The organism is Candidatus Microthrix parvicella Bio17-1 (genome assembly GCF_000299415.1).
Classification (GTDB): domain Bacteria; phylum Actinomycetota; class Acidimicrobiia; order Acidimicrobiales; family Microtrichaceae; genus Microthrix; species Microthrix parvicella.
The window spans coordinates 314,552-326,836 of sequence record NZ_AMPG01000003.1 but is presented as its reverse complement, the minus strand read 5'-3'; the positions used below and the strand labels follow the sequence as shown (position 1 = coordinate 326,836).

Here is a 12,285-nt window from a genome sequence, read left to right as displayed (position 1 = left end):
CGACCTCTACGGCTTAGGTGGGCAATATCAATGCCAATTGATCTGATGTAAATGCCTTCATGAGCGGACCGGCGTGGACAGGGTGTTCCCTGCCCACGCCGTCACCGGGTTCCTTGAATGGACGTCAGCCAAGAACCTTCACCTACTGAACGCCCACTTGCGCGTCAGGCCTGCAGCTCATTAGCTGCAATCTGCTTGCAATCTGCCTCAGCAGGGTTCGTGCCAGGATTCGGGTCCCGAAGGACGATTCCCGGAGCTGGCTTGGTGGTCTTGCCAGCATTGGTCTTGGCGGGATCGGAGAAGTACTCGAGGTTCGCGTTCTTCAGGTAGTCAGTCCAGTCCTCGTAGGAACCCGAGGCATTGATCTCATTCGACGTGGCCGCTGCGTTCCACGCAGTAATGATGCTCGACCGCTCAGTGGCGCAAGCGGTCTTCTTGGCGTTGGCGGTCGAGTTGCCGACGGCGAACACGACCACCCCAGCCAAAATGGCCAGGATGGCGATGACGACGAGCAACTCGATGAGCGTGAAGCCCGATCCGCTGCGTGCCTGGAGGCGCTTCAATGTGCTGTGCATGGGGGGTTTCTCCCTGTTTGTGTGATGACACCGGTGTTGGTGCCGCCGTTGGTGTCCAACGATTTGTGAGTGGCGAGGGAACCCATCAGAGCTCGACCTGGCCGTAGATTCCGTACATGGCGCTGACCATTGCGAGGGCAACGAAGCCGACCACGACGCCGATGAAGATGATCATGATCGGCTCGAACCATTCGGTCATCTTGTCGACCGCATAGTCCAGCTCGTCGTTGAAGAAGCCGGCCACGTTGTCCAGCTGGGCTGCCAGCTCACCGGTTTGCTCGCCCACCTTGATCATCTGCAGCATCGTGTTGGGGAAGATGTTGGCGTCGGCCATCGGCTCGGCGAACCCGTCGCCCTGCATGACGAGCTGCGTGGCCCCATCCAAGCGACCCTTGAACACCAGGTTATTGGAGCAGTCCGAAGCGCTTGGAAGCGCGTCGGATAGGGGAACTCCTGACGACAGCAGCACGCCCAGCACCCGCGAGAAGCGCTCGGTAGAGGAGAACACGATCACCTTGTTGATCATCGGCATCTTCAACAGCACGCCGTGCCACCAGTAGCGACCCTTGCGGGTATTGATCGTGGCGAAGAAGCCGACAACGACGCTAACGATCACCACCAGCGTGATCAGCCCGGCGGTCGACTGCACAAAAGCGGCGATCGCCATCAAGATGCGGGTGGGCAGCGGCAGCTGGGCGCCGAAGCTGTCGAAGAACTCGGCGAACCGGGGGATGACGAACACCACGATGATGCCCACCACCGCGACCGACACGACCATCAAGATCATCGGGTAAATGAGCGCCTTGCGCACTTGCTTGCGCAGCGCGACGTCGCGCTTGATGTAGCGGTGCAGCTCGTCGAAGGCCCGGTCCATGCGGCCGGTGAGGTCAGCCGAACGGACGATGGCCACGAAGTAGGGCGGAAACACGTCGGAGTGACGAGCCGCTGCGTCGCCGACCGTGGAGCCGGAGCTGATCAGCTCGATCATGTCGTCGAGCACGATCTTCAGCTGCTTGTTGTCGCAGTCGTCGCTCAAACTCTTGAGCGCTTCGTTCACCGGCACGCCGGCGCGCATGAAGCTCGACATCTGCCGACAGAAGTGCATGATCTCGATGAGGGGAACACCCTTTTTGGTGATCTCCACGTTGAGACCCTTGCGTTCCGTCAACTTGGAAACGCGGGTGCCGTTGAGGGCCAACTCATTGCGGGCGGCCAGCGACGACGGGGCCTTGATCTCGCCCTTGACCGTCTCGCCCTCGACGGTTTCGCCCTCGTAGCGGAATCGCACCATCGTCTCGGTCATTGCGTTACCCCTACCTGGTCCGTGCTGTTGACGTGGGTCCGCTGCGGGACGCTGGCTTCGATCTGGGACAGGCCCACCTCGGCGGCCTCGTCGAAGACCATGTCGTCGAGTGAGGCGTAGACGGTGCGTTGCACCTCGTCGAAGGTGGTGATGCCGGCGTTGACCAGGGCGAAACCCTCGGCCTGCATGGTGCGCATACCGTCGCGGCCCGCCGCCTCGTGAAGCGCTGCGTGCGTGGCACCCTCGGTGATCAGGTTGCGGATCTCGTCGTTCACCCGCAGCAACTCGTACACGCCGATGCGCCCCAGGTAGCCGGTGTGGTTGCACTGGGTGCACCCGGCGCCCACCATCCACTGGCCGATCCGCTCCTTGAGCACCCGGCCGACCATGTGGGCCTGGGCGGGGTTGGGCGTGGCCGGCTCCTTGCAGGAGTCGCAGATGCGGCGCAGCAGGCGCTGGCCCATGATGCCGTTGATCGCCGAGGCGACCAGGAAGGGCTCCATGCCCATGTCGACGAAGCGGTGCAGCGCCGACACGGCGTCGACCGCGTGCAGCGATGACAACACCAGGTGGCCGGTGAGCGCAGCCTGCATGGCGATGCGGGCGGTCTCGGCGTCGCGGATCTCGCCGACGAGGATGACGTCGGGGTCCTGGCGCAGTGTGCCCCGCAGGCCGTCGGCAAAGGTGAACCCGCCAGCCTCGTGCACCTGCATCTGGTTGATGCCGGCGAACTCGTACTCGACCGGATCCTCGATGGTGACGACGTTGCGGGTGTCGTCCTGAATCTCGGTGAGGGTGGCGTACAGGCTGGTGGTCTTGCCCGAGCCGGTGGGGCCGGTGCACAGAAACATGCCGACCGGCACGTCGACGACGCTCAGGTAGCGCTGCACCAGGTCGTCGGGCATGCCCAACTGCTCGAGGCCGATCAGGCTGCGGGTCTTGTCGAGCAGCCGCAGCACCACCTTCTCGCCGTGGATCGTGTTGACGACCGAGGTGCGGATGTCGATCGGGCGACCGTCGACCTCGGTGGAGAACTGCCCGTCCTGGGGGCGGCGGCGCTCGACGATGTTGAGGTCGGCCAGCACCTTGATGCGCGAGGCGATCGGCGAGCTCATCTTGGCCGGCAGCTGGATGGCCTCGGTGAGCGCACCGTCGATGCGGTAGCGCACACGCACGGCGTGCTCGAGGGCCTCGATGTGAATGTCGGAGGCCCGCTTGCGCACGCCCTGGACGATGATCTGGTTGACGACTTTGACGACCGGCGAGCTCTCGTCGACCACGGCGCGGGCGGCGGCGGCCTCGAAGTCGGCCGAGTCGTCCATCAGGCCGAAGGCCGCAATTGCCGAATCGGCGCTGGCGAGGGCGTCGTAGGTGCGGTCGAGTGAACGCTCGATCGCCGGGCGGGTAGCCACCATCAAGCCGATGGCGCCGCACTCCTTGGCCAGCTCGGTCAGGCCGATTGCGTCGCCCGGGTTGGCGGTCGCCAGGTAGATGCGACCCTGCTCCAGCTTGAACGGCAACACGGCGTGGCGGCGGGCCACATCCTCGGGCACCCGGGCGATGGCCTCGGGGTCGGCCGCCTTGTTGTCGACTGGCGCCACCGGCAGGTCGTAGCGGGCGGCGAGGGTGTTGACCCACTGGCCCTCGGTCAGCAGCTTGGCGTCGACCAAAGCTCCGCCGATGTCCTTGCCGGCGGCGTGGGCCTCGGCGGCCACCGTCGTGGCTGCTTCGATGTCGGCGACGTTGGCCTCGGCCAGCGCCTCGGACAGCGACGGGCGCTCCAGGTCGAGCCAGGCCTGAACTTCGGCACCGGTCATCTCGCTTGGGTGGGTGGAGGCAGCAACCTCCGAGGACTGATCCTCTGGCTTCAGCTGACCCTTGGGCGCGCTTGGTGGGGTGGTCGTCGCCCCGGCGTCGCGGGTTGAGGTATCGATTGGCTCGGCCTCGGTGCGTTTTGACCTTCGCAACACGTTGCTGGTTCCTCTGATTCTGCCGAATGTTCGGCTGAAGTGTTCAAGTCGTCTCGAATGCTGCCGATGCCAAGGAGACACCGACCTGCGCTGCCACCGCACTGACCCTCCGCCGCCCCCCAATGCTGTGCGAACACTCAGGAGCAGAGGGCGAGCCATTCGTCACCCACTGCGCCCGAACTCTATAACGGTGTCTGGGGGTCGACTAGGGCAGGAGCGAACATATTCAGGGGTGAAATCTCACGCATACTCACCCCCCTCGCGCGGAAAGTGGTTACGAGAGTGATAGCGCTCACGCTCAGAGGTAAACTCACCTATGGGGGTTCAGGTTCGCTTAGCCAGGCACTCACCAACGATTCCGCATCCGACCCGCCCACTTCGTCCACCAGTTGCAGGAAGTCGTCGGTGTTGGCGTTGGCAAGCCGGTGATCGGCTGCCCAGGTGGACATGATCGTGAAGAACTTCGTATCGCCAACCTCTTGGCGCAGCGCTTTCAGGGTGAGGCCTCCGCGCACGTAGACGCTCGTGTCAAACATGGCGTCCGGTCCCGGGTCCAGCGGAGGAGCCAGCGACGACCCCGCACTCAGCGGCGGTCCCCCGCTCCCCCCGGTGGCTTCGGCCCACAGCCATTCGCCCATGGTGGCGAAGCCCTCGTTCAGCCAGATGTCCTCCCAAAGCTCCAGGCTGACCGAGTCGCCGTACCACTGGTGGGCCAACTCGTGGGCCTGGTAGATCGGCTCAGCCCACATGTCGGAGCCAAATATCGATCGGGTTTGGGTTTCCAATGCGAACCCCAACGGTTTGCCCACCACGATGATCCCGTAGGTCTCAAACGGATAGGGCCCAAACCGCTGCGACAGCACGGTGAGCATTTGCGGTAGTTGGCCCAACACCGCGTCGATTGCGGGCTTGCCCTCCTGCTTCACCACCTCGTCGGCCACTGCGCTCAGCAGCGGCAGCCCATCAGGCGCCGTCCCCTCAAAGAAGGTGTACTGACCGATCGCCACGGTGGCCAGGTAGGTGGCCATCGGATCTCGGACCGACCAACTCCAGGTGGTGCGGCCGCTTTTTGTGGTCTCACCGGTTCGGGTGCCGTTGGCCACCGCCTCAACCCCTTCGGGCACGGTGATCTCAAAGCCAAAGGTGGCCTTGTCGCTCGGGTGATCGTTTGCCGGAAACCAATTGCTGGCGCCGTCGGGTTCTGACACCACGTAACTGCCCTCGCCCGGCGTTCCAAGCCAGCCCAGCCCACCGAGCACCTCCGAGCCCCGAGGCTCGGGGGTACCCCCGTAGTCCACCGTGACGGCAACCGATGCCTTGGCGGGCAGCGGTTGCTTGGGAGTCAGCACCAGGTCCAGCCCCGCACGGTGGTTCGGCACCTCGGTGCCGTCGATCGTGGTCTTGGCCACCTCGTGGCCGTCGAGGTCGAGGCGGAGCTCGTCGAGCGACTCGGTGGTGGTCAGGGCGATCTTGGCCACCGCCTCGAAGCTCACCAGATCATCGTCAACATCCAGGGTCAGGTCGTAGGAGATCACGTCATAGCCGGGGTTGCCCGTATCGGGGAAGTAGTCGTCGCCGATACCCAGCGCCTCGTCGTTCTGCGACTGGCCACTGGTGCTCGACCCCTCGGGGGCGGAGGTGGAGGTCGTCGTGGACGAGCCTGGCGTCGCCCCGGTCGTTGTCGTGGTGCCGGTGGTCGATGTGGCGGCATCGGTCGCAGTGTCACCAGTGGCGAGGCCCGATCCGCAGGCAGCAAGCACCAGCGACATCACGCTGAGCATCCCGACGGCTGCGGTTGGTGAGACGGCGCCGCGGCGCCATCGGACCTCGGGTCGGGGGAGCATCGGGTCATTCTGCCCGCTGACTCGTGGCGAAACCGCGCAGGAGTAGCCTTGAGGTCATGGCGATCACCGAACACGAACTCTCCGCGGTGGCCCCACCCTCCGATCTGGCAGTTGTAGCTGATTCAAGCCACGACGAGCGTTGGCGCATCACCGGCGGCTCACCGATCCGAGGCGAGGTGCGCTCCGCGGGCGCGAAGAATGCAGTCACCAAGGAACTGGTGGCCACCCTGCTCACCGATGAGCCGTGCACGTTCACCAACGTGCCCCGCATCGGCGAGATGGATGCCACCCTCCCGATGCTGGCTCAGTTGGGAACGAAGTACGAGTGGGTGGACGACCACACGCTCACGCTGCACACGCCCGAGATCACCGGGCAGATCTCCGAGGAGTACTCGGGCATCAACCGCATCCCCATCCTGTTCATGGGGCCGCTGCTGAACCGGATCGGCGAGGCCGAGGTTCCATTGGTGGGCGGCTGCACCATCGGCCCCCGGCCAGTCGACTACCACGTCGAGGGCCTTCGGGCCATGGGTGCCGAGATCGACATCTCGCCCCAGCGGTTTCGGGCCACCACCGACCGGCTGGTGGGCACCCGCCATCGGCTGCCCTATCCCTCGGTCGGCGCCACCGAAAACCTGATCCTCGCAGCGGTCACGGCCCGAGGCACCACGGTGATCGAAAACGCCGCCATGGAGCCCGAGGTCATCGACCTGGTGCTGTTCCTCCAGAAGATGGGGGCCAACATCGCCGTCGACATCGACCGGCACATCATGATCCAGGGGGTTGATCGCCTGGGGGGCGCCACCCACCGGGTGATCGAGGACCGCATCGAGATCGCCTCCTACGCAGCCGCAGCCGTGGCCACCGGTGGCGACGTCGAGGTGTTGGGTGCCCAGCAGGAGCACCTGTTGACCTTCCTCAACGCTCTGCGCCGCGTGGGCGGCAACTTCGAGGTCCACGATCGGGGCATCCGCTTCTGGGCCGAGGGCCCATTGACCGCCCACCATCTGGAAACCGACGTCCACCCCGGCTTCATGACCGACTGGCAACAACCGTTCGTCGTGCTGCTCACCCAAGCAGACGGGCCCTCGGTGGTGCACGAAACCGTGTACGAAAACCGGTTTGGCTATACCTCCACGCTGGCCCGCATGGGCGCCAACATCTCTCTCACCAGCCAGTGCCTCGGCAGCCGAACCTGCCGCTTCGCCAACCGCGACTTCAGCCACTCGGCCGTCATCATCGGGCCCACACCGCTCCAGCCGTCCGACCTGGTCATTCCCGACCTGCGCGCCGGCTTCGCCTACGTGTTGGCCGCACTGATCGCCGAGGGCACGTCCACCCTGCACGACATCGGCTACCTCAAGCGCGGCTACGAAGACATCCCCGGCAAGCTGGGCGACCTTGGCGTCACCGTCGAGGAACTGAACGGCCCGGACGCCTGACCGACGGTATTCGTCGAAGCCGTGGTCAATTCAAGTCTTCAAGTCTTCATGGCTTCGGCGAACTTGGCCAGGCCTGAACGTTTCAGCGCAGCCAACAGGTCGAAGAGCGACGTGGGTGGGCGGCTGCGCGCCTCGACCATCTCGGCCAACACCTGCATGACTTCCACCGGTTCCTGCATCACAAGCTCAACGAAGTAGGCATCGGGGTGGAGCACCACGACGCCCTTTTGCAGCAGCGGCTGAATCGGGAAGTCCTTCGTGTTGGCGGTCAACAACGTGGACGGAGCGATCGCCACGGCAGCCGCGGAGTGAACGTGGCGTCCGGATCGTTGCCCGGCATCTCACACACAAGACGTTGATACTCGTTTGCCGGTATGCGCTGCGTGCGGAACGTCGATTCGATCTGCTGCACAATCGTCCGAGCTGCAGCTTCGCTCTTGGCGCCATTTCGAACCCAAACCCGAACAAGTTCCTCCAAGAGATCGTCGGTCCACATGACTCGGTGCAGGTCGTGTTCGTCGCATCGCAACACCAAGTCCAACAACACCATCGGGCAACAAACGTTGGTATGGGAATCACCCGTTCAAGAGCGCTTGATTCAGTCAGTAGTGGAGGCCTGCCTGCTCTGCCGCATCGAGGATCGAGGCAAGCCCCTCACGCTTGGACTGTTTGACCGCCAAGTGAGCCAAGACCGATCGAGCCGGGATCTTCCGATATTGGCTGTGGGGCATCCGTCGAACCGGTAGGACGCCCTTGGCAACCAGTCGATCGACGTACTGGCGGGATACTCCCAGCAGCTTGGCCGCCTCAGCTGGGCTGACCTCAGCCTCCTCCCTCATCAAGGTCAATGCACTGCCTTGTCCAAGCGCACCGGCGCCAGCTGTGATCAACGCAACCAGCGACGGGGGCAGTTCCACCTCATGATCACCCAGGGTGAGTCGCACAAGTGGGTTTTCGCGCTCCACTAGTCGAGTGACCTCTGCAATCCCCTCGAGTTCAGACGCAGTTGCCTGAATCTCGGACATTGCTTTGGACACCATCAGCCAAACATACGCCGAACGTGCAATACCTGCAACCTTCCGTCAAGGTCGGGTTGCAACGCGGGCCTGCTCAGTCGACCACAACTACATCAACCACAGTGAGCTGATCGGAACAGCCCAGACCCCGTCGACCAGCTCGAAGGTTGCTTCGCCGCGATGGAGGACGACCGCCGCGTCAATGCGGTCACCGATCCGGTCACGGAACCATGACAGGTGCCGTGCATCTCGGGGGGTTGGGTTGACGCCAGCCTTGACGTCGATCGCAATGAGCTGACCACCGATGTCAATCACGATGTCGACCTCTTGGTCTCCTCCGCGGGTCCGGAGATGAGACAAGTACCCGCCCGCGGCGTCGACTTCCGGTCGCAGCTGTGCGACTACGAACGATTCGACGTAGCGGCCAGCAAGCGTTGGATTGCTGGCCAGCTCGTTCGCGTCGATCCCTGCCAGCGCCAACGCGAGCGCCGTGTCGACCAGTTGTCGCTTCGGATACGACGTGATTCGCTTCAGACGATTCGTTTCCCACGCTGGAAGCGGAGTCACCACATGGGTGCGGGTAAGCATGTCCCGATAGGAGTAGAGCGTCTCGCGGTTGATGTCGGCCGCTCGCCAGACGGTCTCGTCTGGGTCGGGTCGTCGTCCACGATGCGCGGGAGGTAACGCTCGATGTCCATCGCCGACCTGACTCCGCGCTATCCGCGGTTTTGTCAGGGCCAGACCAGCGGTTTTGTCACGCCGATGAAGGCTGACACATGAAGTCCCTGTCGAAGCGTCGAGCGAGCCATCAGGACGCAACCGGACTTGGCACCTTTGCCGCTGACATCACCTCGTTGGCGAGTTGCTCGAATTCTCGATAGCACGTCTGAACCAGGCGACTGGTGGAGCCAAGCGCGCCGTCGGCTGCACGCAGATCGAACATGGGCTTGCGTGCGTCCTGGGCCAAAGGCACAAGGCTTCGGTAGTTGCGAAGGCTGGCAAGTTGATAGACGTCTCCATGTGGAGCAACCGTCGGATCACCCTCGCCAAGCACCGAGCGGTGAAACTCGGCAGGGATGCGACGCAACCACCGGTCGTACGCCAACACCGGCCGATCCAGCCGTACCGCATGCTGGAGAACGACGTAGCCAAGTGGGTTCATCCGCCCCAGCGGCGCACTGATATCCGCCGGCACCTTCGGCAGTCCCAACTCCTGCCATGACTGGCGCCAGGCCCGCAATGTGGGTCCAAGGTTGCGGAGTCCCTGCAGCGAGAACAGATCCGCCGCCAACGGGATCACGACCTCGTCAGCCGCCAAGAGCGCTGAGCGGTTGAGTGCACCGAGGTTGGGACCCACGTCGATGAACACGACGTCGGCGTCGACCTGGGCGGAGGCTTGCTCGATGATGCGATGAAAGGCCGTCGTTGCCCGCATGGCGCTCTCATCGCCCATCAGACTCCTTGGCCACGCATCAGACAAGCGGTCCTCAAAGCTGCTCAGGCCAAGGTCTCCAGGGAGAATCCACAGTCGCTCCGCGACTTCGTTCGGAGCGGGAACATCGATGTCCCCGGTACCTCGAACCAGGGGCGCGAGAGCCGACAGCATCGTGCCGCTGCTCGTCGGCTCCCACAACGCTTCAAGTCGCTGTTCATCAAAGAAGGCAGACGTCAGGTTGGACTGAGGATCGAGATCGACAGCGAGAACCCGCCAGCCAAGACGCGCCACCATGTGCGCCAAGTGATAGGTCAGCGTGGTCTTTCCCACCCCACCCTTGTTGTTGAACAACGCGATCCTCGTAGTCACGACACCCCCCTGACGACAACCGACCAGTACGTATCTTCCACGTGGTATTCCGCAGGCGGATTACCGTTGGAGTCGAGTGAGCGCCGGATCAGCGTGATCCCTCGCCCAAACCGGTTGACGTAGCCGAGGTTCTTCATCGCCGCCGCCAACGCTGGGTTTCGATAGTCGTTTCGTTCGGCGAACGTCTGCTGTTGATCGCCGGCCAGGTTGAGGATGGAGCGGTCGTCTTGGGTGAGGATGGTTTTGGGGTGTGGGTGCTCATGTTGGGTGTCCAGGGGTTTGGCTGGGGCGGGCGGTTGGAGGGTCAGGCGGTGGTTTCTTTGACGGCTTGCCGTGCGGAGGATTCGTCGACGATGCCGGTGTTGGCGGCGTAGGCGGCGAGGAGTGCTTGGACAGCAAGGTTGTTGACCGCGCGGGGCAGCCCCCGGGAGGTTTGGTGGATCAGCCCGACGGCGTCCGCGCTGAAGAGGGTGTCGGTCCGCCCGGCGAGGGCGGTGTGGTGCGCCACGTAGCTGGCGGTTTCGTCGGGGGTCATGCCGGTGAGTTCGCAGCGCAGCGAGATGCGTTGGTCGAGCGCGGCGAACACCCCGAGTTTCATGCGTTGGCGGAGGGTGGGCTGGCCAACGAGGAGGCACGCGAATGGTGAGGTGGCGTCCATGTCCGCTGAGGTGAGAAGCCGGATCTCGTCGAGTTGTTCGCTCTGCAACATATGTGCTTCATCAAATATGACGGTAACGGTCTTGTTGCGTTCGTTGGTTTCGACGGCGAGCGCGTCGGTGGCTTGGGGGATNGCCCGAACCGGACCGGCACCACCACGCAGCCTCAGGGATCGACTACCTCGGCATGATCGCCAACAAGACCGACGACCAACTCCACCAACAGATCGGAGGCGAACCCGACATCGACTACCAGGCCCTCATCGAGACCACCGACCCCGACCAAATGCCGGGCCAATACCAAATCCCCACCAACCCCACCACCAACAGCACCGACCCCGACAGCACCACCATCGAAGAGGACAACCGCCCATGAGTATCGACGCGCTCCGCACCCACTACGGGTTCACCCGCATGCCATTCGGGAAGAACATCGCCCCCGGGATGGTCCATCACCACCAAGCCCACGACCAAGCAGTCGCCCGGATCAGCTGGGCCATCAACGAAACAGCGATCGGGGTTGTCACCGGTGAGGTCGGCGCCGGCAAAACCCTCGCGATCCGCACCGCGACCGGCGCCCTTGACCCGTCCCGGCATCGGGTCATCTACCTCCCCAACCCCGCTGTCGGAACCCGAGGGCTCTACTCCGCGATCGTGACAGCGCTCGGGGGGACACCCCGGTTCCACAAATCGGCGCTCATCCCCCAAGCCACCGACGCGCTCGCCGTCGAAACCAACGAACGCAACAAGACCGTTACCGTCATATTTGATGAAGCACATATGTTGCAGAGCGAACAACTCGACGAGATCCGGCTTCTCACCTCAGCGGACATGGACGCCACCTCACCATTCGCGTGCCTCCTCGTTGGCCAGCCCACCCTCCGCCAACGCATGAAACTCGGGGTGTTCGCCGCGCTCGACCAACGCATCTCGCTGCGCTGCGAACTCACCGGCATGACCCCCAGGGCGGTGTGGTGCGCCACGTAGCTGGCGGTTTCGTCGGGGGTCATGCCGGTGAGTTCGCAGCGCAGCGAGATGCGTTGGTCGAGCGCGGCGAACACCCCGAGTTTCATGCGTTGGCGGAGGGGGTGTTCGCCGCGCTCGACCAACGCATCTCGCTGCGCTGCGAACTCACCGGCATGACCCCCGACGAAACCGCCAGCTACGTGGCGCACCACACCGCCCTCGCCGGGCGGACCGACACCCTCTTCAGCGCGGACGCCGTCGGGCTGATCCACCAAACCTCCCGGGGGCTGCCCCGCGCGGTCAACAACCTTGCTGTCCAAGCACTCCTCGCCGCCTACGCCGCCAACACCGGCATCGTCGACGAATCCTCCGCACGGCAAGCCGTCAAAGAAACCACCGCCTGACCCTCCAACCGCCCGCCCCAGCCAAACCCCTGGACACCCAACATGAGCACCCACACCCCAAAACCATCCTCACCCAAGACGACCGCTCCATCCTCAACCTGGCCGGCGATCAACAACAGGTCGGCATACGTCTGGGCTTTGCTCGTGAACCCGGCCGGCCATGAGCGCAGTGCCCGCTCAGCGCTCCCCACGTTCGCTCCGTCACCTATTGGTGGACGGCCTGCAGGAGGCCTTGGTCTGCCGGATGATGCGAGCACGATGGGTAGCTCGCCGCCATTCGCGCCTACGTCGAAGAGCGCGACCAG

General features: G+C 64.0%; 11 protein-coding genes and 3 pseudogenes. 4 read left to right on the top strand and 10 right to left on the bottom strand.

Annotated features, from left to right (window positions below; all coding sequences use genetic code 11):
• Positions 1 to 164: 164 nt before the first annotated feature.
• The 4 genes from MPARV_RS21510 to MPARV_RS0114775 form a co-directional block, all read right to left on the bottom strand.
• A complete protein-coding gene (locus MPARV_RS21510) occupies positions 165 to 575 on the bottom strand; it encodes a type II secretion system protein (protein WP_020378842.1) in 411 nt (136 codons plus the stop codon).
• Between the two features lie 85 nt (positions 576 to 660).
• Positions 661 to 1,878, bottom strand: coding sequence for a type II secretion system F family protein (locus tag MPARV_RS0114785; protein WP_020378841.1), 1,218 nt, complete (start codon positions 1,876 to 1,878; stop codon positions 661 to 663).
• Positions 1,875 to 3,848 (bottom strand): GspE/PulE family protein, encoded by a 1,974-nt coding sequence (locus MPARV_RS0114780; RefSeq protein WP_020378840.1) that lies wholly within the window; start codon positions 3,846 to 3,848, stop codon positions 1,875 to 1,877. Before MPARV_RS0114780 ends, MPARV_RS0114785 begins: the two co-directional genes overlap by 4 nt.
• Before the next feature lie 314 nt (positions 3,849 to 4,162).
• On the bottom strand, positions 4,163 to 5,692 hold the full coding sequence (locus MPARV_RS0114775; protein ID WP_051012011.1) for a M1 family metallopeptidase: 1,530 nt from the start codon (positions 5,690 to 5,692) through the stop codon (positions 4,163 to 4,165).
• A gap of 56 nt (positions 5,693 to 5,748) precedes the next feature.
• Here MPARV_RS0114775 and murA point away from each other — a divergent pair, with 56 nt between their 5' ends.
• On the top strand, positions 5,749 to 7,134 hold the full coding sequence (murA, locus tag MPARV_RS0114770) for a UDP-N-acetylglucosamine 1-carboxyvinyltransferase (RefSeq protein WP_020378838.1): 1,386 nt from the start codon (positions 5,749 to 5,751) through the stop codon (positions 7,132 to 7,134).
• Positions 7,135 to 7,172: 38 nt separating this feature from the next.
• Here the strand turns inward: murA and MPARV_RS0114765 are convergent, their stop codons facing one another.
• From MPARV_RS0114765 to MPARV_RS0114735, 6 genes and pseudogenes are all read right to left on the bottom strand, one after another.
• Positions 7,173 to 7,430, bottom strand: coding sequence for a VapC50 family PIN domain-containing toxin (locus MPARV_RS0114765; protein ID WP_020378837.1), 258 nt, complete (start codon positions 7,428 to 7,430; stop codon positions 7,173 to 7,175).
• A gap of 306 nt (positions 7,431 to 7,736) precedes the next feature.
• The gene (locus tag MPARV_RS0114755) at positions 7,737 to 8,174 is read right to left on the bottom strand and encodes a helix-turn-helix domain-containing protein (protein WP_020378835.1); all 438 of its coding nucleotides are present in this window, start codon (positions 8,172 to 8,174) and stop codon (positions 7,737 to 7,739) included.
• Between the two features lie 84 nt (positions 8,175 to 8,258).
• Positions 8,259 to 8,969, bottom strand: a complete 711-nt coding sequence (locus tag MPARV_RS0114750) for an ATP-binding protein (protein WP_274517215.1) — start codon at positions 8,967 to 8,969, stop codon at positions 8,259 to 8,261.
• Positions 8,959 to 9,954 (bottom strand): ParA family protein, encoded by a 996-nt coding sequence (locus MPARV_RS0114745; protein WP_051012010.1) that lies wholly within the window; start codon positions 9,952 to 9,954, stop codon positions 8,959 to 8,961. Before MPARV_RS0114745 ends, MPARV_RS0114750 begins: the two co-directional genes overlap by 11 nt.
• Positions 9,951 to 10,160, bottom strand: coding sequence for an ATP-binding protein (locus MPARV_RS26130; protein ID WP_420886280.1), 210 nt, complete (start codon positions 10,158 to 10,160; stop codon positions 9,951 to 9,953). Before MPARV_RS26130 ends, MPARV_RS0114745 begins: the two co-directional genes overlap by 4 nt.
• Before the next feature lie 98 nt (positions 10,161 to 10,258).
• Positions 10,259 to 10,741, bottom strand: a pseudogene (locus MPARV_RS0114735) (ExeA family protein); the annotation flags it as partial.
• 56 nt (positions 10,742 to 10,797) lie between these two features.
• On the opposite strand from MPARV_RS0114735, the gene MPARV_RS0114725 reads away from it, so the two are divergent.
• From MPARV_RS0114725 to MPARV_RS26125, 3 genes and pseudogenes are all read left to right on the top strand, one after another.
• Positions 10,798 to 10,986 carry a hypothetical protein gene (locus MPARV_RS0114725; protein ID WP_020378829.1) on the top strand — a complete coding sequence of 63 codons (189 nt, stop codon included), beginning with the start codon at positions 10,798 to 10,800 and terminating at the stop codon, positions 10,984 to 10,986.
• Positions 10,983 to 11,570: pseudogene (locus tag MPARV_RS0114720) on the top strand (ExeA family protein); the annotation flags it as partial. The gene MPARV_RS0114725 and the pseudogene MPARV_RS0114720, both read left to right, overlap by 4 nt.
• A gap of 179 nt (positions 11,571 to 11,749) precedes the next feature.
• Positions 11,750 to 11,980, top strand: a pseudogene (locus MPARV_RS26125) (ExeA family protein); the annotation flags it as partial.
• Positions 11,981 to 12,285: the final 305 nt, after the last annotated feature.